We start from the raw sequence: 19,596 nt of genomic DNA, 5'->3' as shown, positions 1-19,596 counted from the left end.
TTGCCGAGGGGACGCATCAAAGATAAGGCGACGCTCCCGCCGCATGCCACGGCCAACCCATATCCGGATATCGATTCACGACCATGCTTACAAGCGTCCGCAAGTTCTTCAGCTCCGCTTTCGGTATCGTTCTCTTCCTGGTCCTGCTCGGCATCATCGCCGTCGGGTTCACGCTGGGGGACGTGGGCAACAACGCCTTCTTCGGTGGCGTGGCGGGCGGTGACCGGGCCGCGGTCGTCGGCGACCGGCGGATCGATTCGGCCGAACTGGCGGAAACCGCCACGGCCGCAGTGGACCGGATCCGCCGCGAGGAGCGGACCTATTCGATGCAGGCCTTCCTCGAGGAAGACGGCCTCAACGAAGTTCTCGACCAGCTGATCGAACGGGCGGCGCTGGGCGAATGGGCGCAGAAATACGGGTTCCGTGCCGGCGAAAATCTCGTCAACAGCCAGATCCTGCTCGATCCCAACTTCCGCGGGTCTGACGGCAATTTCGATCCCGAGACCTTCCGCGCGCTGCTCGGCCAGATCAACATGAGCGAAGCGGAATTCCGCGCCGAACAGACGGATATCCTGCTCGCGCAGCAGGTGCTGGTGCCCGCCGCCTTCGGGGCCAAGGTGCCGCAGAAGGTCGCGCTGCGTTACGGCGCGCTGCTCAAGGAACAGCGCGAGGGCGCGATCGGCTTCCTGCCGAGCCAGGCCTACGCGCCCTCGGGCGATCCGACCGACGAACAGCTTCAGTCCTATTACACCAGCAATCGCGGCGATTACCTGCGGCCCGAGCGCCGCGTGATCCGCTACGCCGTGTTCGGCCCCGACCAGGTGACCGTGACCGCGCCGACCGATGCCGAAATCCGCGCCAGCTACCAGGCGCGTCGTGCCGAATTCCAGGCGATCGAGCGGCGCACGATCACTCAGTTCATCGTCCCCACGCAGCAGGCCGCGACCTCCTTCCGCCAGCGCATCGCCGGCGGGACGCCGATCGCCACCGCAGCACAGGAAGCGGGCCTCGGCGTCACCAATGTCGGGCCCGTCACGCGCGAGGAACTGGCCGCCCAGACATCCACCGCCGTCGCCAATGCCGTGTTCGCGGCGAGCGAAGGCAGCGTCGCGCAACCGGCGCGAAGTGGCCTCGGTTTCCACGTCGCGGTCGTCGACGATGTCGAGCGGCAGGAAGCCCGCACGCTCGCCCAGGCACGCGACGAGATCGCGGAGACGCTGCAGCAGCAGAAGACCCGCGCCGCGCTGGACGACCTGGCCGACGAGATCGAGGACGAGGTCACTGGCGGCTCGGCCATCACCGACATCGCACGCGCTCTGAACGTCGATCTCGAAACCACGCGCCCGCTGACCGGCAACGGCCTGGTATACGGCACGCAGGACGAGCAGGTGGACGAAGTCCTCGCCCCCGCGCTCGCGACCGCGTTCGAAATGCCCGAAGGCGAGCCGGAACTGGCCGTCATCGAGCAGGGCGGCCGTTACCTCGTGTTCGAAGTCAACCGCATCACCCAGTCCGCCGCGGCACCGCTGTCGGAAATCCGCGACCAGGTCGTTGCCGACTGGAAGCTGTCGCGCGGTCTTGCCGAAGCGCGCAAGGCGGCCGACCGCATCATCACCCGGCTCGGCCGTGGATCGGACCTCGCCGCAGCGCTGCGCGAAGAGGACCGGAGCCTGCCGCAGATCGAGAACGTCGACCTCAACCGCGAACAGCTCGCCCGCGGCGGCCAGCAGATCCCGCCGCCGCTCGCGCTGCTGTTCAGCATGGCCGAAGGCACGTCCAAGAAGCTGGAAGCCCCTTCCAGCGCGGGCTGGTACATCGTCGACCTGAACGACATCGAAGCGAACCCGATCGAAAGCGACGATCCGCTGTTCACGCAGACGCAGGCCGCGCTCAGCCAGTCCATGGGCCGCGAATACAGCGACCAGCTGCGCCTCGCGATCCGCGAGGAAATCGGCATCGAGAGGAACGAGGATGCGATTGCGGCGGTACGTCGCCAGCTGAACGGCAACAATTGAGCGCAGCAGCCCCCCCGGGCAGCCGCGCCTCCGCAGGCACCAGCACGCCGACCGGTCGCAACGGCCTCGTCTGGCGCCGGATCGTCGCGGATTGCGAAACGCCGGTCGGCGCTTTCGCGAAACTGTCGCGCGACGGTCGCGGCGATTTCCTGCTAGAATCGGTCGAGGGCGGAAGCCAGCGCGGCCGCTACAGCCTGATCGGGCTGGAGCCGGACCTCGTGTACCGCGCGTCGCGCGGGCAGGCGGAACTCAATGCCGACTACCTGCGCGACCCCGCAGCCTTCGAAAGCTGCGCCGAGGATCCGGTGGCTCGGCTGCGCACGCTGGCCGATGCGTGCCGCATCGACGTGCCCGAAGGGCTGCCCCCTGCCCTCGCCTTCCTGGTCGGCTATTTCGGCTACGAGACGCTGGGCTTGGTGGAGGACGTGCCGCGCGCGGCCAACGAGGCGCTGGGCCTGCCGGACATGCTGTTCGTGCGCCCGACGCTGCTGCTGGTGTTCGACAACCTCACGGACGAGCTGTTCCTGATCGCGCCCGTCTGGGACGGCCCCGGCGGGAGCGACGCACGGATCGCCCTGGCGCATGAGCGGATCGAGGAAGCCGAACGCGGGCTCGCCGCGGCACCGCCATCGCGAACGGCCGCGCCGGACCTGCCCGACCCGGCGCTCGCACCGCAGTCCGACCCGCAGGCCTATCGCGACATGGTGCTGCGCGCGAAGGAGTACATCGCGGCCGGCGACGTCTTCCAGGTCGTGCTGGCGCAGCGCTTCACCTGCGATTTCACGCTGCCGCCATTCGATCTCTATCGCGCGCTGCGCCGGATCAATCCCTCGCCCTTCCTCTATTTCCTCGACCTGCCCGATTTCGCGATCGTCGGGTCGAGCCCGGAAATCCTCGTCCGGGTGCGCGAGGGCGAAGTCACCATCCGCCCGATCGCCGGGACACGCCCGCGCGGGGCCACGCCCGCGCTGGACCGCGCGGCGGAAGCCGAGCTTCTGGCGGATCCGAAGGAACGGGCCGAGCACCTCATGCTGCTCGATCTCGGGCGCAACGATGTCGGCCGGGTGGCGAAGCGCGGCACGGTGGAAGTGACGGACAGCTACACGATCGAGCGCTACAGCCACGTGATGCACATCGTCAGCAATGTCGTCGGCGAACTCGACCCCGCGCGCGACGCGCTCGACGCGCTGTTCGCGGGCTTTCCCGCGGGCACGGTCAGCGGCGCGCCGAAATTGCGCGCCTGCGAAATCATCGCCGAGCTGGAGCCGGAAACGCGCGGCGCCTATGCCGGCGGGGTCGGCTATTTCGCGCCCGACGGCTCGGTCGACAGCTGCATCGTGCTGCGAACCGGCGTGGTGAAGGACGGCGTGCTGCACGTGCAGGCGGGTGCCGGCATCGTTGCCGACAGCGATCCCGATTACGAGCTGCGCGAATGCGAGGCGAAGGCCGGCGCCCTGCTCGCCGCGGCGCGCGAGGCCGTGCGCCTCGCCCGGGAACCGGGGTTCGGCCAGTGAGGACCGCGGTCCTTCTTCTCGCGCTCGGCCTCGCCGCCTGCAATCCCGCACCCGAAGGCGAGCCGGTCATCACCACCGAGATCGGCGGCGGATCGGACGACGGCGCCGAAATCGCATCCCCCGAACCGGCCAGCACGCCGATGCGCGCATCCGACTGCAAGCCGGTCAGTTTCGAAGGTGCAAGGCTCACCCACTGCATCGCCGATCCCGCGAAACACGCCATCACGACCGATCTCGGCCCCGACGACGGCGCGCCCTATCGCAGCTTCGCCGCCCTGTCCTCCGGCCGCGGCGCGAGCGCGCCGCCGGTCGCCTTCGCGATGAACGGCGGCATGTTCGAGGCATCGGGCGATCCGGTCGGATACTATGTCGAGGACGCGGAGCGGCTCGTCGAACTCAACCGCAACGACGGCCCCGGCAATTTCCATCTCAAACCAAATGGCGTGTTCTTCGGCAGCAACGGCAGCTGGCGCGTGCTGGATTCGGAGACCTTCTACCGCACTGTCGGCGACCGTCCGCAGTTCGGCACGCAGAGCGGCCCGATGCTGGTGATCGACGGCACGATCCATCCGGAGATTTCGGAAGACGGGCCGAGCAAGGCGCTGCGCAACGGCGTTGGCGTCGACGCGCAGGGCCGCGCGCATTTCGTGATTTCCGAAAGCCCGGTCAGCTTCGGGCTGTTCGCGCGCTATTTCCGGGACGAGGCGAAGACCCCAAACGCCCTGTTCCTCGACGGCAACGTGTCGTCGCTCTGGGATCCTGCCAGCGGCCGGCGCGATGCCCGCGCCCCGCTCGGGCCCATAATCGTGGTGGAGACGAAGCAATGACCATCGAATACGAACGCACGCTCTATCCCGAGATAGAACCCTACGAAACCGGCATGCTCGACGTCGGCGAAGGCCACTCGCTCTATTACGAGCGGGTCGGCACCAAGGGCGCGAAACCGGCGGTTTTCCTGCATGGCGGCCCGGGCGGCGGGATGAGCCCGATGCACCGGCGCCAGTGGGATCCGGATCTGTACGACGTGCTGCTGTTCGACCAGCGCGGCTGCGGCAAGTCCAAGCCCTTCGCCGAACTGGAAGCCAACGATACCTGGCGCATCGTGGAGGACCTGGAACGCCTTCGCCAGATGTGCGGCCACGAGAAATGGCAGGTTTTCGGCGGCAGCTGGGGCGCGACGCTCGCGCTCGCCTACGCCCAGTCCTACCCCGAACGCACCAGCGAACTGGTGCTGCGCGGCGTCTTCCTCGGCCGGCAGAAGGAAAAGGCCTGGCTCTACGAATACGGCGCCAGCGAGATCATGGCCGAACAATGGGACTCCTTCTCCGGCCATATCCCGGAGGAAGAACGCGGCAATCTGGTGCAGGCCTATTACGACCGGCTGACCAGTCCGGACGAGGAAACCCGCCTCGCCGCCGCGAAGGAATGGTCGCTGTGGGAGGGCACTGTCGCCACGCTGTTGCCGGACGAGGCGTTGATGGACAGTTTCGCCGATCCGGCCAAGGCGGTTCCCTTCGCGCGCATCTGCGCCAGCTTCTTCCTCAAGGACTTCTTTCTCGAGGAAGCGCAGCTCCTGAAGAACGTGGACAGACTGCGCGGCATTCCGGGCATCATCGTCCAGGGCCGGCACGACATCTGCACCCCGCCCACCTCCGCCTGGGAACTGAAGAAGGCCTGGCCCGAAGCGGAACTGTGGATCGTCCACGATGCGGGCCACAGCGCGGGCGAACCCGGCATCATCGACGGCCACGTGCGCGCGACGGACAAGCTGGCAGGCAAGACCGGCTGATGATCCTCGTCGTCGACAATTACGACAGCTTCACGTTCAACCTCGTCCACTACCTGATGGAACTGGGCGCGGACGTGCGGGTGGAGCGCAACGATGCGCTGACCGCGGCCGAGGCGGCTAAGAGCGGGGCGTCAGGCATCCTGATCTCTCCCGGCCCCTGCACGCCCAACGAGGCCGGGATCAGCCTCGATCTCGTCGCGGCCTGTGCCGACGCGGAGCTGCCGCTGCTGGGCGTATGCCTGGGCCACCAGGCGATCGGCCAGCATTTCGGCGGCACGGTCGTCCGCGGCGGGCTGATGCATGGCAAGACATCGGCCGTGACCCACCAGGGCAGCGGCGTCTTCACCGGCCTGCCCTCGCCCTTCATGGCGACCCGCTATCATTCTCTGGTGGTGGAAGACATTCCCGAGGTGCTGGAAGTGAACGCGACCAGCGAGACGCCCGGGCTGGACGGCACCAGCGTCATGGGTTTCCGCCACCGGACGCTCCCCATTCACGGCGTGCAGTTCCACCCCGAAAGCATCGCCACCGAACACGGCCACGCCCTGCTCGCCAATTTCCTGGCGATCTGCGGCAACGAAGCGAAGGACCCGGCATGAAGACGCTGCCGCTGGCGGTGCCGCACATGGACGAGGCGGAATCCGAAGAAGTCTTCGGCTGGATCCTTGATGGCGAAGCGAGCGAGGAGGAAATCGCCCGCTTCCTGCTCGCCATGACCGAACGCAGCGAGACGGCGGAGGAAATCGCCGGCGCCGCGCGGGCACTGCGCGCGCGCCTCATCCCGATCGAGGCACCCGAAGGCGCGGTCGATTGCTGCGGCACCGGCGGTGACGGGCACCATACGTTGAACGTCTCCACCGCGGTCAGCCTGGTCGTCGCGGCCTGCGGCGTGCCGGTCGCCAAGCACGGCAACCGGGCCGCCAGCAGCAAGTCGGGCGCGGCCGATACGCTCGAAGCGCTCGGCCTCGACATGGAAGCGGCGGGCCGCACGGCGGAGCGCACGCTGGCGGAAATCGGCATCTGCTTCCTGTTCGCGAAGAACCACCACCCGGCGATGGGCCGGATTCAGCCCATCCGGCAGCGGCTCGGCCGGCGGACGATCTTCAACCTGATGGGCCCGCTGTCGAACCCCGCGGGCGTCGAACGCCAGCTGATCGGCATCGCCCGCCCCGCCTATGTCCCGATCTACGCGCGCGCCAAGGCGAGCCTGGGCACCCAGCGCACCATGATCGTCTCGGGCGACGAAGGGCTGGATGAGCTGAGCCTTGCCGGCGGCAACGAGGTCGCTGACGTTCAGGGCAGCGAATTCGCCATGCGCCGGGTCGATGCCGGGATGGCCGGCCTCGAACACGCGCCGGTCGAGGCGATCCGCGGCGGGGACGCGGCGCACAACGCGCGGGCGCTCGTCGCGCTGCTCGACGGCGTGCCCGGCCCCTATCGCGATGCGGTCCTGTTCAATGCCGCCGCAACGCTGATCGTGGCAGGACGGACGGAGGACTGGAACACGGGCGCCTCCATGGCGTCGGAAGCCCTCGACAGCGGGCGCGCGCGCGATCTGCTGGCGCGCTGGATAGAGATGGTCGGATGAACAGGCTGGAAGAAATCTGCGCCGCGAAGCGCGAACTGGTCGCGGCGCGAAAGGCGCGCGCGACAATCGAGGACCTGGACCGGGCCGCACTTGCCGCCACCCCGCCGCGCGGATTTGCCGACGCCCTGGCGCAAAAATCGGCGGATGGCTTCGCGCTGATTGCGGAAATCAAGAAAGCTTCGCCTTCCAAGGGACTGATCCGGCCCGATTTTCGTCCGCACCAGCACGCGATGGATTATGCCGATGGCGGTGCGTCGTGCCTCTCCGTCCTGACCGACGAACCCTATTTCCAGGGTCATGACGATTACCTGATCGAAGCGCGCAAGAGCTGCGCCCTGCCGGTCCTGCGCAAGGATTTCATGGTCGATGCCTGGCAAATCGCGGAATCGCGCGCGCTGGGCGCGGACGCGGTCCTGCTGATCGTGGCGGCACTGTCCGATGGCGAACTGGCCGAATTCGAGGCGGCGGCGCTGGAGCGCGGCATGGACGTGCTGGTCGAAGTGCATGACGAGGCGGAGCTGGAGCGCGCCGCGCGTCTCAAATCGCGCCTCATCGGCATCAACAATCGCGACCTGCGTAGTTTCGAGACCGATCTGGGCACAAGCGAACGGCTGGCCGCGCGTGCGCCCGAGGACGCCATGCTGGTCGGGGAAAGCGGGATCGCAAGCCACGCCGACTGCGAGCGCTTGAGCCGGAGCGGCATCCGCTGCTTCCTCGTCGGCGAAAGCCTGATGCGGCAGGACGATGTCGCACAGGCGACCCGCGACCTGCTGAACGGATAGGCCTGTCCTACAGGGCGCGAAGCTGTCAGGATCAATCCATGAGCAAGCCCCTGCCCCGTCCCGTCTGCCCGCCGCAATTCCGGCCCTTCACGGCCGTCGGGTTTTGCCATCAGGACTGTGTCAACTCCGTCAACTTGGTTCAGCTTCGCTATGCCTGACCTGACTCACCTAGACGAATCGGGCGCGGCCCGGATGGTCGATATCGGCGGCAAGCCTGCGACCGGAAGGCGCGCCGTCGCCGGCGGTCGCATCCGGATGTCGGAGGCGGCGCTCGCCGCCATCCGCGACGGCAATACCGCAAAGGGGGACGTCCTCGCCACGGCGCGCATCGCAGGGATCATGGCGGCCAAGAAGACCGGCGACTTGATCCCGCTGTGCCACCCGCTCGCACTGGACAGCGTAACGGTCGACTTCGCGTTCGAGGACGGAGCGATCGCGGTCACCGCCACCGCCGCGCTGACCGGGCGCACGGGCGTGGAAATGGAAGCGATGACCGCTGTCTCGGTCGCGCTGCTGACGATCTACGACATGGCAAAGGCGATCGACCGGTCCATGACCATCGAGGCCATAAGGCTGTTCGAAAAGCATGGCGGCAAGTCCGGATCGTGGATTGCGGACGATGCGCCGGCGGGATGAAAGGGGAACGCCTGTTCCGCACTATCCACCCCGGAATGGCGGAAACGCTTGACCTAACCGAATTGGTTGCCTAATTGTTCTGCATTCGTTCGCGGTTTGCGGATGGATCGTAAAGGCAATCAAGGAGCCAAGGGCCCCATGTTGACGGCAAAGCAGCACGAGCTCATCCGTTTTATCCAGCAGCGGCTGGAAGAGACCGGCATTTCCCCCTCGTTCGAGGAAATGAAGGAAGCGCTCGACCTCAAGAGCAAGTCCGGCGTTCACCGGCTGATTTCCGCCTTGGAAGAGCGCGGCTTTATCCGTCGCCTGCCCAACCGGGCCCGCGCGCTGGAAATCCTCAAGCAGCCGGAAAACGTGACCGGGACGAAGACCGTCGCCGCCAACGACACGGCATCGGACGCGGTGGACCGGGCGACCACGCCGCCGGCGCGCATGCCGCAACCGGCGAACGACGTGATCGAGATCCCGCTGCACGGCCGCATCGCCGCCGGTGCGCCAATCGAGGCGATCGAAGGCCAGTCGAGCCTGCCGGTCCCCGCGGCGCTGCTCGGTCCGGGCGATCACTACGCGCTCGAGGTGTCGGGTGACTCGATGATCGAAGCGGGCATCTTCGATGGCGATTATGCGCTCGTGAAGCGGACCGACACCGCGCGGGACGGCGAGATCGTCGTCGCCCTGGTCGAGAACGAGGAAGCGACGCTCAAGTATTTGCGCCGCGACGGCGGGAATATCCGCCTCGATCCGGCGAATTCGAGCTACGAGCCGCAGGTCTACCACCCGGGCCAGGTGCAGGTGCAGGGCAAGCTCGCAGGCCTGCTGCGCCGCTATCACTGACGCGGCCGGATGACGGTCGGCGCGGCGGTCAGCGGAAGCTTTCGCCGCGCCACCATCCATGCGCGCCCTGCGTGTCGGCAACGGCGGAGTATGACGGCGTCGACAGGTCGATCGCGAGGCCGCCCTCCTCCGCCAGCATCTTGCGGTCGGCCTTGAGCCAGCGCGGACGGCAGGAGCGCGGCAGCCAGCGGTCCGCCACCACGATATCGGCCCGCTCGCACGCCGCCGCCAGTGCCCGTTCCTCGATGATGTTGCGGCTGCGCGCCATCAGGATCGACCAGCTTCGCCCGGCTCGCTCGAGCGTGATGACGCAGAAATCCGGACTGCACTCGGCATTCTCCCATTCGGCCAGCGGAACCGGCTCGCCGTCGAGACCCGCGAGTTCGTTGAAATTGTCCTTCGCATAGTCGCTGCGCGTGTCGCGCAGCATCAGCAGCCGCTCGCCCTCGCCCGCGATTCCGACATGCCGTCCGTCGTTTGAGATCAGCAGGTCCGGTGCAGGCTTCAGCGCGTAAAGCATGGCCGCGAGGCCCGCCGGAACGAGCCCGAGCAACCGCGCCCTCCCCTTCCACAGTGCCAGCCACAACCCGCCCGCGACGAACAGCATCAGCAGGCCGCGCCCCATGTCCGGCATCAGCTTGACCGAGCCCGGCTGGTCGGCCGTCCAGTGCGCGATCGCCAGCAGCAGGTCGAGCGACTTGCCCGCCAGCCACCAGAACGGCGCGCCCAGCCCCACGAGGTCTGCGAACAGCGCCAGCGCGATCAGCGGCATGGAGCCGAAAGTGACCAGCGGGATCGCGAAGACATTGGCGAAGGCGCCGTACACGCCGGCCCGGTGGAAATGCGACAGGACGATCGGCATCAGCGCAATCTCGATCACCAGCCCCGTCACCAGCAGCATCACCGCCTTGCGCCCGGTCGATGCCAGCCAGCCTTCCTCGCGTGGCGCCAAGAACGCCTTGACCGGCGCGCTGTTGTGAAGCGCCACGATCGCCAGAACGGCGGAAAAGCTCAGCTGGAAGCTCGGGCCGACCAGCGTCTCGGGCCAGACCAGCAGGATGATGAAGGCAGCCACCGCGACCATGCGCATCGACAGCGCCTCGCGCCCCATGGCGAGCGCGATCAGGACCAGCAGGGCCCCGACGCAGCTGCGCACCGTCGGTACTTCCGCGCCCGTCAGCAAGGTGTAGCCGACACCTGCGAGCGCGCCGATCGCCGCCGCCATCAACGGCAGGCGGACCCGCAGGGCGAGCCAGGGCCACAGCGCAAGCAGCTTCAGCGCCAGCAGATAGGCCGCCGCTATCACCGCGCTCACATGCAGCCCGCTGATGGAAAGCAGGTGCGTCAGCCCGGCATCGCGCATCGCTTCCTCGTCCGCCTCGGATATCGCGCCCCGGTCGCCGCTCGCGAAAGCCGCCGCGATGGTGCCGGGCGACGCGCCAAGCTGCGAGCGGACATGGCTCGCCAGGTACCGCTGCACTTGCGCCAGCCCGTCCGCCGCGCCTGCCCCCTCCACGATCTCGATCTTTCCGATGGCGGCGCCGGTCGCGGCCAGACCTTCGAACCAGGCCCGCCGGGCGAAATCGTAGGAGCCCGGGAGCATGGGCGGCGCCGGCGGCATAAGGCGCGCCCGCAGGCGAATGACGACACCTTCGCGCAGGCCCGGCGCAGCCATGGCCAGCGGAACGTTGACCCGCACCTTGCGCGCCTCCCCCGCCTCGGAATCGTGCATGGCGAGGACCAGCCTGATCCGGTCCTGCGCCGGCTGCTCCTCGCGCTCCAGTATCCGCGCATCGAACCGCTCCACCCGCGGGCCGTCGATCGCCTCGGCCCCGACCAGTTCCGACCGGGCCCAGACCACGCCGATCCCCAGCGCGACCATCACCGGCAGGGCGATTACCGCCTTCTGCAGTTCGACCCGGCCCGGCCGGTCGCGCCAGACTGCGAAAGCGCCGAGCGCCAGCAGCAGGCACGCGCCGATCGCCGCACACCATTGCCAAGGGGCGGCCAGGGTGAACCAGAGCGCGATTCCTCCCGCAAAAGCGACCGTCAGCCAGGGCGCGCGATCGAATCCCGCCCGGTCCAGGAACGCTTCGGCCCTGTCGGCGATACTGGACAAGTGGAGCCTGCTTCGCCAAGGACGCTGCACCGCAGCATCGGCACCCCCCGCCCCCTCGCCGGGTCCCCCGAAGGGCACGCCGAATGTCTCGCTGCCGGGCATGACGAGATTTGAAAAGGAACGTGCAATCAATGGCAAGTGAAACCGGACAGGTGGTGACACGTTTCGCGCCGTCCCCGACCGGATTCCTGCATATCGGAGGCGCCCGCACCGCGCTGTTCAACTGGCTGTTCGCGCGCCATCACGGCGGCAAGGCGCTGCTCCGGATCGAGGATACGGACCAGAAGCGGTCGACGCAGGACGCAATCGACGCGATCCTCGACGGCCTGTCCTGGCTCGGCCTCGACTTCGACGAGGACCCGGTGTTCCAGTCCGAACGCGCCGCGCGCCACGCCAAAGTCGCGCACGCGCTGCTCGAGACGGGCAATGCCTACAAATGCTTCGCCACGCCGGAAGAGCTGGAGGCGATGCGCGCAGAACAGCGCGCAGCCAAGCAGCCGATGCGCTATGACGGGCGCTGGCGCGACCGCGATCCGGCCGAAGCGCCCGAGGGCGTGCCCTACACGATCCGGCTGAAGACGCCGCAGGACGGCGAGACCACGATCGAGGACGCGGTGCAGGGCAGCGTCCGCGTCGCCAATGCCGAGATCGACGATTACATCATCCTGCGCGCGGACGGCACGCCGACCTACATGCTGGCCGTGGTGGTGGACGATCACGACATGGGCGTGACCCACGTCATTCGCGGCGACGATCACCTCAACAACGCCTTCCGCCAGCTGCCGATCTATCGCGCGATGGACTGGCCGGAACCGGTCTATGCCCACGTCCCGCTCATCCACGGCAGCGACGGGGCCAAGTTTTCCAAGCGCCATGGCGCGCCCGGCGCGGAAACCTATCGCGACGAGATGGGCATTCTGCCCGAAGCGCTGTTCAATTACCTGCTGCGCCTCGGCTGGGGGCACGGCGACCGGGAAGAGATCACGCGCGAGGAAGCGATCGAGCTGTTCACGCTCGAAGGCGTCGGCAAGAGCCCGTCGCGCTTCGATTCCAAGAAGCTGCTCAACCTCAACGGCCACTATCTGCGCGAAGCGGACGATGCCCGGCTGGCGCAGCTGGTCGCTGCGAAAATCGGTGCCGGGGCGGATGAATCGTTGCTCGAACGGGCAATGCCGGTCCTCAAGGAACGGGCGAAGGACCTGAACGAACTTGCCGAAGGCGCCGCCTTCCTGTTCGCCGAGCGGCCGCTGGCAATGACCGACAAAGCCGCCGCCCTGCTCGACGAGGATGGCCGCGCCCGGCTGTCTGAGGTCTCCGCCGCGCTGCACGCGGAAAACGACTGGACATCGGAGGCGCTCGAAGCCACTACCAAATCGCTTGCCGAACAGCTCGAACTGGGGCTCGGCAAGCTCGCGCAGCCGATGCGCGCGGCCTTGACGGGGACCACCCAGTCCCCCGGAATTTTCGATGTTCTGGTCCTTCTCGGACGAGAGGAATCGCTGGCGCGGATCGACGCGCAGGCGGCCGGAACCAACAACGAGACCTAAGCAGGAGACCCCGATGTCGGATACTACCGCAAAGCTGGAGATTGCCGGCGACACCCAGGAATTCCCCATTCTGGAAGGGACCTGCGGACCGGAAGTCGTCGATATCCGCAAGTTCTACGGCACCACCAACCGGTTCACCTACGATCCCGGCTTCAAGTCGACCGCCAGCTGCGAAAGCGCGCTGACGTTCATCGACGGCGAGGAAGGCGTGCTGCTTCACCGCGGCTATCCGATCGGCCAGCTGGCCGAACATTCCAGCTTCATGGAAGTCAGCTACCTGCTGCTGAACGGCGAATTGCCCTCGGCGACCGAGCTGGACGAGTTCTCCTACACCATCACGCGCCACACCATGCTGCACGAGCAGCTGATGACGTTCTATCGCGGTTTCCGCCGCGACGCGCACCCGATGGCGATCATGTGCGGCGTGGTCGGCGCGCTGTCGGCCTTCTACCATGACAGCACCGACATCGCGGACCCGGAACATCGCAAGATTTCCAGCCATCGGCTGATCGCCAAGATGCCGACCATCGCGGCGATGGCGTACAAGTACTCGATCGGGCAGCCATTCATGCAGCCCGACAATTCGCTCAGCTACACCGGCAATTTCCTGCGCATGACTTTCGGCGTCCCGGCCGAACCGTATGAAGTCATCCCGGAAGTCGAAAAGGCGATGGACCGGATCTTCATCCTCCATGCCGACCACGAACAGAACGCCTCGACCTCCACGGTGCGCCTGGCCGGGTCTTCTGGCGCCAACCCGTTCGCCTGCATTTCCGCCGGCATTGCCTGCCTCTGGGGCCCCGCGCATGGCGGCGCCAACGAAGCGGCGCTCAACATGCTGCGCGAGATCGGCACGCCGGACAAGATCCCGCACTACATCGAGCGGGCCAAGGACAAGAACGATCCGTTCCGCCTGATGGGCTTCGGCCACCGCGTGTACAAGAACTACGACCCGCGCGCGACCGTGATGCAGAAGACCGTGCGCGAAGTGTTCGAAGCGCTGAAGGTCGACGATCCCGTGTTCGAGACGGCGCTTCGCCTTGAGGAAATGGCGTTGAACGACGACTATTTCATCGAGAAGAAGCTGTTCCCGAACGTCGATTTCTATTCCGGCATCATCCTGTCGGCGATCGGCTTCCCGACCACCATGTTCACCGCCCTGTTCGCGCTCGCGCGCACGGTGGGCTGGGTCGCGCAGTGGAACGAGATGATTTCCGATCCCGCGCAGGTCATCGGTCGGCCGCGCCAGCTCTACACCGGTCCGACGCAGCGCGATTACGTGCCCGTTTCGGAACGCTGAGGGGCCGTCAGGCTTCCTGCGGCAATGTGAGTTCGAAGCGCGCGCCGCCACCCGGTGCCGCTTCGACCACCAGGTCGCCGCCCATCGCCCGGGCAAGCCGGCGCGAGATATAGAGACCGAGCCCAGACCCGCCATCGCCGGTCCGGCCGAGCCTTTCGAACTTCCGGAAAACGGCCTCGCGGTCTTCTTCCGCGATGCCGGCCCCTTCGTCGATGACCGCCACACGGCCAAGGCAATCACCGCTTCCGGTTTCAACCCGGACGGTCGAGCCTTCCGGCGAATAGCGGATGGCATTGCCGATCAGGTTCAGCAGGATCTGCAAGGCGCGCCGGAACTCGGCCGTCACCGGCACGGCCGATTCACCTGCGAGATCAAGCGCGATGGATTTCTCCTGCGCCCTGACGGCGAGAATGCCGACCGCCTGTTTCGCCACTTCGGCCAGATCGATCGCATCGGCACTGGTTCGGAAATCCTCCGCCTCGACGATTTCGAGGTCGGCAAGGTCGTCCACCAGCGACAGGAGATGCCGCGCTGCGGCGGTTATGTCCGCGGCGTAGGCGCTGTACTGGTCCGGCAGAGGCCCGGCGAGCTTGGTCCGGATCGTCTCCGCATTGGCGATGATGCGCGTGATCGGCTGGCGCAGGACGGGCGATACGTCGCGCCCGATCGACGCCGATTCCGTCGCGGTTTCCGCATTTGCCAGGGTGCCTGCATTGCCGGTCGCGACCGGGAGCGTCGACACGGCCGTCTGTGCGACGAGGTAGAGTTCGAAGCCTGCCGCGTCGTCCTCGCCCGCACCACGCGGGAAGATCCGCGCTTCCCAGCTTCTCTCCGATCCGGCCAGGCGGCAGCGTGCGCCGTCCAGCAAGCGCCAGTGGAGCGCGGCCGTGCCGGGCTTGTCGGCCAGGTCCACGAAACCGGTCCAGGGTTGCCCGCGCCCTTCGCGCATGGCTTCCACCGCCTCGGCCGCGTCGGGAGAGCGCGTTTCGCATTCGAGGATCCGCTGTTCGCTATCCAGCAGCAGGGCAATCTCGGCGCCCGCGCGCGTCGCGGCGAGCCGGCGCTTCTCGTCCTCGCGCTCGTTCGCCTGCTCCGGCGTTTCCACGACCCAGTCGGTCGTCTCGATGGCGATCCGGCCGTCCTCGTCCGCCGGCCTCGCCACGACCCGGAAGGATACGAAGCCGCTGCCGTCATGGGCAGCGAGCCGCCGCCGCACCGTGCGCCCGGAAGACGCGACCGTCAGCAGCACATCCCGGATCGCGGGAATGGTGCAAGGTCCAGGAACGTCTCCGCCAGCATTCGTCTGCAGGTTGGCGATCCTCTCGTCGGCCTCCAGGAGGCGGCCCTGCGCATCGCCCAGCGCGCGCGGCCCGGCCGGTGTCACGCGTTCATGCATGGCCGGTCGTGTCCGCGGCGCTTGCGCCTGCATGCAACATCTGCGCGGCGCGGTCCGGGCGCAGCGTGGCCAGGCCGTCCGGCAATTCGATTTCCGGATGGAGATACTGGAACTGGTTCTCGATCTCTTGCGGTGCCAGCCCGGCGGCGCGCAGGGAAAGCACGAACCGGCCGAGATGCTGCTCGCTGCTGCACTGCATCACCAGCGCCCTGTCCTGCCGGGTGGCCCCGGCAAGCGCGGTAATGAACGTCGCGAGCCCGGCGTGGCCGATCGAGAGCGCCCCTCGCCGATCCTGCGGATTGGTAGCCAGCAGTTTCTCGATCAGCAGCAGCCGCGCCGGATGTTCGTGGCGAAGGTCGCGCAGGGCCTGCTCCGCGTCCCGGGCCCCCTCCCCTGCATCGTCGGGCAGGAAATCGCGCCAGTGGACCAGCACCAGTTCGAACAGTTCCACCGGCAATTCGCCGAGGGGCAGGTGCATCCGCGACTGGTGCCGGAAAAACCGCGCCTGCGCCGCGAGAACACGCATTGCAAGGCCGCTGGTCTCCGCGTCGCTGGAAGCGACCGCGTTCTGGATATAGGGAGAAAGCACCGGTTCCAGCCCGCTGCGACGCTGGAGCCTTTCCGCCAGCCTCGTCTCGATCGCCAGCGAATGGCAATGGGCGAGGAGCGGCATGTCGGTCAGCATCTGGCCGCCCAGCCCGTCGATCGCCGCATCCACATAGGCCGCCGGATCGTCCAGCTTCGCTGCCCCGGCGTAAGCGAACAGCGCCTGGCGCGCGAGGTCGAAGATCATGCCCCGGACTGACGCGACGATCGCGTCGTTGAACTGTCCGTTCTCTTCGTTGACGACCAGGTGGCCGAGGATGGGACCGATCGACCCCAGCGCGCGGTCGCCATGCGCCAGCTCGTCCCGCAGGATCGTTTCGATCGGACTGGCGATCGCAGGACTGGTGGCAGGCGCCTCTGACATGGTTCGCGGGATATCACACTGTGGTTAAATCGGTGTTATCCGAACGCTATGCGGCCGGCTGTGCGGGTGCAATGTCGGCCTTTGCCGATCAGTTCTGGCCGGTGCGCATGTCCGAGACGAAATCTTCCAGCCTGCGCACCGCGACTGGATCGCCCGGGGCGGATTCGATGGCGAGGTCCGCAAGTTCGATCAGTTCCTGCGCGAAGAATGACGAAGCGAGGCTCTTGAGCCGCTGGGCCGCGACCAGCCAGTTTCCGTCGCACCGGGCCCGCTTCAGCAGGTCCACCTGGCGCGCGACACTGTCTGCGAAGGTCCGGCGCAATTCGTCGGCGAGGCCCTGGTCGTCCCCGGCCGCCATCGCCAGCGTCGCTTCGAAACTGTCGTATTCGTGTCGCATGGTGAAGCCCGTTATCCGAAGCGGAGTTAAGATGGCTTTAATCGTCTGCCGGCCGGTGGTATCTGGCGCGTTCGGGAATGAGGGGGGATCCATGCGCGCCATAATCGAACAGGACGAGGATCGGGCCGAAGAAGCGCGTGAGGCAGACATGGCCGCCGGCGAAGGACTGCCCGATGGCGCGCCGTGGACCGAAGAGTGGGTCGAGGAAGACGTAGCTTCGCGCAGCGGCATGGGCCGGATCGTTCCTGCCATCGCAATCCTCGCCGTGGTCGGCTGGACCGCCCTCGTCGGATTTGCCCATCGGGCCGAGATCATGGCCGGGACGAGCCTGACCCGCGCGGTCGAACTGGTGGTCCAGTGGACCATTCCGGTCGTCCTCGTCGCGGCGCTCTACCTGATCCTCCAGCGCAACAGCCGCAGCGAGGCCGCGCGGTTCGCCCGGACCGCAAGGGCGCTTTCTGCCGAATCCGCGGAACTGGAGACCCGGCTCGCGACCGTGAATCGCGAACTGAGTCTCGCACGCGAATTCCTCGGCTCCCAGTCGCGGGAGCTGGAGACGCTCGGCCGCGTGGCGACCCAGCGGATCGGCGAGCAATCCGATCGCCTCGAAAGCCTGATCGGTTCCAACGCCGCGCAGATGGACGCGATCGACTCGGCGAGCGAGAGCGCGGTCGTCAACATGAACCGGTTGCGCGCGGACCTGCCGGTCATTGCCAATTCGGCGCGCGATGTCGCCAACCAGATCGGCGTTGCGGGCAACACCGCGCAGGACAGCCTCGGCGCCCTGCAGAGAGGCTTCGAAACGCTCTCCGAACGCGGGGCACAGGGCGAAGAGCGCATTCGAGCGCTTCAATCGCATATCGAGGACGCGATGGAGGCCTTCGATGCGAAGACCCGCGCCGTCGAGCAATTCGTCCAGGACCGGCTTTCGCAGCTGCGCGACGCCGCCGATGCATGGCGCAGCGAGCTCGAGACGAGCGAGGCCCAGGCCGCCGCCTCTATGCGCCGACGGATCGACGGATTGCGCAACGAGATCGCCGATGCCCGGACCATCCTGTCCGGTAGCGAGGACGAAGCCGTCGAGGCGCTCGTGCAGCGCGCTGCAGACCTCAGGGCAGGTGCCGAGGAAGCCGCCAGCGCCATCAGATCGGGCGAAGAAGAAGCCGCGAGCCTGTGGAACGCGCAGGTCGACAGCATCACGGATCGCCTGACCGCAGCCATCGCGGAAATCCAGCGGATCGACCAGCAGGCCTTGGAATCCGCCAATGCGAAGCTGGAGGCCCTGCGCGAGGAAGCCGAACAGGTCGATCGCAACATCCTTTATCGCGACCAGAAACTCATGGACCGCGTCAAGGATCGGCAGGCGATGATGCTGGCCGACGAAGGCAAGGCAATCGCTTCGTTCGAAGTCCGCCTCGCCGCGATCGACAAGGCCTTTTCCGAACGGCGCGGCAGCCACGAGGAATTCGCGAAATCCGTCGAGGAACTGGATGCCCGGCTCGCCGAACCGGTGCGCAAGCTGCGTGAAACCGTCGCTACGCTCGCCAGCGACAGCGAGCGGATCGGCTCGAACCTGGAAGAGAGCGCCACCCTTGCCGAGCGCAAGCTGGCGGACAGCCGCAACGAAATCGCACAGACGGATGCCGCCATCGCGCAATTGACCGATGCGTCGGTGCGCCTGCTGGAACTCATCCAGGCAAGCTCCCAGCACAGCCAGGATCATCTGCCGCAGGCGATCCGCGACGCGCACCAGACGCTGTCCGACCTCGCAGATCGAGTCGACGCCCTTTACGAAACAGTGACCGCGTCGGCCGCCAAGGGCGAAGACCTGTCGAGCTATGTCATCGCGGCGCGGGACGAATCCCGGCAAGCCACGGCCGATATCGAGATCTTCAACGATCGGGTCGCCCAGCTACGCCGGGACCATGTCGGTCTTGCAAGCGATATCCGGACCGATCTCGACGACAGCACCGCGGCCATCGCGGAACTCTCGGAAAAGACGCGTACCGAACTGGCCACTCTCCTCGAACGCCTGCGCGATGCGGCGGAAGCCGCGCCGGGCGAACTCGAAGCGGCACTGATGGATCGGGCCGACAGTCTGGGCGAAGAAGTCGGCAAGCGCGCGGTGACCTCGCTCGAGGAGGCGCTGAATACCCGCATTGCGGCGGCAATCGAGGAACTGGAGCAGAACTCCGACCGGATCGGTGCCGCCGGGCGCCAGACGATCATGGAACTGCGCGACCAGCTCGGCCGCATCAATGAACTGGCCATCAATTTGGAAAACCGGGTGGCACAGGCGCGCGAACGGGCGGAAGAGCGGATCGACAACGACTTCGCCCGCCGCAGCGCGCTAATTACCGAGGCCCTTAATTCAAACGCGATCGACATTGCCAAGGCCCTCGACGCAGACGTGTCGGACAGTTCGTGGGCATCCTACCTGCGCGGTGACCGCGGCATTTTCACCCGACGCGCGGTGCGGCTGCTGAACAACTCGGAAGCGCGCGAACTGGCCGAACTCTACGATGCGGACCCCGATTTCAGGGAAAACGTCAGCCGCTACATCCACGATTTCGAGGCGATGTTGCGCACCATGCTTTCGACCCGGGACGGCAACGCGCTGAGCGTGACGCTGCTGAGTTCCGACATGGGCAAGCTTTACGTCGCGCTGGCGCAGGCGATCGAACGGCTGCGCGACTGACCGGGCCGGTG

The 19,596-nt window shown here is 67.0% G+C and carries 16 protein-coding genes; 12 read left to right on the top strand and 4 right to left on the bottom strand.

The genetic code is table 11. The features are described 5' to 3' along the window. Positions 1-83: 83 nt before the first annotated feature. The 9 genes from AB1K63_RS03080 (at position 84) to lexA (ending at position 9,158) form a co-directional block, all read left to right on the top strand. Positions 84-2,015: a peptidyl-prolyl cis-trans isomerase gene (locus AB1K63_RS03080; protein WP_366958466.1), complete on the top strand. Its 1,932-nt coding sequence runs from the start codon at positions 84-86 to the stop codon at positions 2,013-2,015. Further along, positions 2,012-3,529 (top strand): anthranilate synthase component I, encoded by a 1,518-nt coding sequence (trpE, locus tag AB1K63_RS03075; RefSeq protein ID WP_366958465.1) that lies wholly within the window; start codon positions 2,012-2,014, stop codon positions 3,527-3,529. The genes AB1K63_RS03080 and trpE overlap by 4 nt, the downstream gene beginning before the upstream one ends. Further along, positions 3,526-4,356, top strand: coding sequence for a phosphodiester glycosidase family protein (locus tag AB1K63_RS03070; RefSeq protein WP_366958464.1), 831 nt, complete (start codon positions 3,526-3,528; stop codon positions 4,354-4,356). Before trpE ends, AB1K63_RS03070 begins: the two co-directional genes overlap by 4 nt. Beyond that, positions 4,353-5,318 (top strand): prolyl aminopeptidase, encoded by a 966-nt coding sequence (gene pip, locus AB1K63_RS03065; RefSeq protein ID WP_366958463.1) that lies wholly within the window; start codon positions 4,353-4,355, stop codon positions 5,316-5,318. The genes AB1K63_RS03070 and pip overlap by 4 nt, the downstream gene beginning before the upstream one ends. After that, on the top strand, positions 5,318-5,917 hold the full coding sequence (locus tag AB1K63_RS03060; protein WP_366958462.1) for an aminodeoxychorismate/anthranilate synthase component II: 600 nt from the start codon (positions 5,318-5,320) through the stop codon (positions 5,915-5,917). Before pip ends, AB1K63_RS03060 begins: the two co-directional genes overlap by 1 nt. Continuing rightward, positions 5,914-6,906, top strand: a complete 993-nt coding sequence (gene trpD, locus AB1K63_RS03055; protein ID WP_366958461.1) for an anthranilate phosphoribosyltransferase — start codon at positions 5,914-5,916, stop codon at positions 6,904-6,906. The genes AB1K63_RS03060 and trpD overlap by 4 nt, the downstream gene beginning before the upstream one ends. After that, on the top strand, positions 6,903-7,688 hold the full coding sequence (trpC, locus tag AB1K63_RS03050; RefSeq protein ID WP_366958460.1) for an indole-3-glycerol phosphate synthase TrpC: 786 nt from the start codon (positions 6,903-6,905) through the stop codon (positions 7,686-7,688). The genes trpD and trpC overlap by 4 nt, the downstream gene beginning before the upstream one ends. 150 nt (positions 7,689-7,838) lie before the next feature. After that, a complete protein-coding gene (gene moaC / locus AB1K63_RS03045; RefSeq protein ID WP_366958459.1) occupies positions 7,839-8,324 on the top strand; it encodes a cyclic pyranopterin monophosphate synthase MoaC in 486 nt (161 codons plus the stop codon). Between the two features lie 138 nt (positions 8,325-8,462). Then, the gene (lexA, locus tag AB1K63_RS03040) at positions 8,463-9,158 is read left to right on the top strand and encodes a transcriptional repressor LexA (protein ID WP_366958458.1); all 696 of its coding nucleotides are present in this window, start codon (positions 8,463-8,465) and stop codon (positions 9,156-9,158) included. A 28-nt stretch (positions 9,159-9,186) separates the two neighbouring features. Here lexA and AB1K63_RS03035 read toward each other — a convergent pair whose 3' ends face one another. Further along, positions 9,187-11,277 carry a ComEC/Rec2 family competence protein gene (locus AB1K63_RS03035; RefSeq protein ID WP_366958457.1) on the bottom strand — a complete coding sequence of 697 codons (2,091 nt, stop codon included), beginning with the start codon at positions 11,275-11,277 and terminating at the stop codon, positions 9,187-9,189. Positions 11,278-11,408: 131 nt separating this feature from the next. Between AB1K63_RS03035 and gltX the strand changes: the two genes are divergently transcribed. Together gltX and AB1K63_RS03025 are read left to right on the top strand one after the other, a co-directional pair. Then, positions 11,409-12,824, top strand: a complete 1,416-nt coding sequence (gene gltX / locus AB1K63_RS03030) for a glutamate--tRNA ligase (protein ID WP_366958456.1) — start codon at positions 11,409-11,411, stop codon at positions 12,822-12,824. A 13-nt stretch (positions 12,825-12,837) separates the two neighbouring features. After that, positions 12,838-14,124 carry a citrate synthase gene (locus AB1K63_RS03025; RefSeq protein WP_366958455.1) on the top strand — a complete coding sequence of 429 codons (1,287 nt, stop codon included), beginning with the start codon at positions 12,838-12,840 and terminating at the stop codon, positions 14,122-14,124. A 7-nt stretch (positions 14,125-14,131) separates the two neighbouring features. Here AB1K63_RS03025 and AB1K63_RS03020 read toward each other — a convergent pair whose 3' ends face one another. The 3 genes from AB1K63_RS03020 to AB1K63_RS03010 form a co-directional block, all read right to left on the bottom strand. Next, complete coding sequence (locus AB1K63_RS03020; RefSeq protein WP_366958454.1) at positions 14,132-15,520, bottom strand: HAMP domain-containing sensor histidine kinase; 1,389 nt, start codon at positions 15,518-15,520, stop codon at positions 14,132-14,134. After that, entirely contained in the window at positions 15,513-16,490 is a 978-nt protein-coding gene (locus AB1K63_RS03015; RefSeq protein ID WP_366958453.1) for a hypothetical protein, read from the bottom strand. Before AB1K63_RS03015 ends, AB1K63_RS03020 begins: the two co-directional genes overlap by 8 nt. A gap of 88 nt (positions 16,491-16,578) precedes the next feature. Then, the gene (locus AB1K63_RS03010) at positions 16,579-16,887 is read right to left on the bottom strand and encodes an Hpt domain-containing protein (protein WP_366958452.1); all 309 of its coding nucleotides are present in this window, start codon (positions 16,885-16,887) and stop codon (positions 16,579-16,581) included. Positions 16,888-16,978: 91 nt separating this feature from the next. Here AB1K63_RS03010 and AB1K63_RS03005 point away from each other — a divergent pair, with 91 nt between their 5' ends. Then, positions 16,979-19,585, top strand: coding sequence for a hypothetical protein (locus tag AB1K63_RS03005; RefSeq protein WP_366958451.1), 2,607 nt, complete (start codon positions 16,979-16,981; stop codon positions 19,583-19,585). Positions 19,586-19,596 lie beyond the last annotated feature (11 nt).

This window comes from Qipengyuania sp. JC766, from assembly GCF_040717445.1.
Lineage (GTDB): Bacteria > Pseudomonadota > Alphaproteobacteria > Sphingomonadales > Sphingomonadaceae > JC766.
This window is presented reverse-complemented; position numbering and strand designations above follow the sequence as displayed.

Bases quoted from the DNA above. Each gene is read 5' to 3' on its own strand.
- AB1K63_RS03025 (WP_366958455.1), top strand. From the start codon at position 12,838: ATGTCGGATACTACCGCAAAGCTGGAGATTGCCGGCGACACCCAGGAA.
- AB1K63_RS03005 (WP_366958451.1), top strand. From the start codon at position 16,979: ATGCGCGCCATAATCGAACAGGACGAGGATCGGGCCGAAGAAGCGCGT.
- AB1K63_RS03060 (WP_366958462.1), top strand. From the start codon at position 5,318: ATGATCCTCGTCGTCGACAATTACGACAGCTTCACGTTCAACCTCGTC.
- trpC (WP_366958460.1), top strand. From the start codon at position 6,903: ATGAACAGGCTGGAAGAAATCTGCGCCGCGAAGCGCGAACTGGTCGCG.
- AB1K63_RS03015 (WP_366958453.1), bottom strand. From the start codon at position 16,490: ATGTCAGAGGCGCCTGCCACCAGTCCTGCGATCGCCAGTCCGATCGAA.
- trpD (WP_366958461.1), top strand. From the start codon at position 5,914: ATGAAGACGCTGCCGCTGGCGGTGCCGCACATGGACGAGGCGGAATCC.
- moaC (WP_366958459.1), top strand. From the start codon at position 7,839: ATGCCTGACCTGACTCACCTAGACGAATCGGGCGCGGCCCGGATGGTC.
- gltX (WP_366958456.1), top strand. From the start codon at position 11,409: ATGGCAAGTGAAACCGGACAGGTGGTGACACGTTTCGCGCCGTCCCCG.
- AB1K63_RS03010 (WP_366958452.1), bottom strand. From the start codon at position 16,887: ATGCGACACGAATACGACAGTTTCGAAGCGACGCTGGCGATGGCGGCC.
- AB1K63_RS03080 (WP_366958466.1), top strand. From the start codon at position 84: ATGCTTACAAGCGTCCGCAAGTTCTTCAGCTCCGCTTTCGGTATCGTT.
- lexA (WP_366958458.1), top strand. From the start codon at position 8,463: ATGTTGACGGCAAAGCAGCACGAGCTCATCCGTTTTATCCAGCAGCGG.
- pip (WP_366958463.1), top strand. From the start codon at position 4,353: ATGACCATCGAATACGAACGCACGCTCTATCCCGAGATAGAACCCTAC.
- AB1K63_RS03020 (WP_366958454.1), bottom strand. From the start codon at position 15,520: ATGCATGAACGCGTGACACCGGCCGGGCCGCGCGCGCTGGGCGATGCG.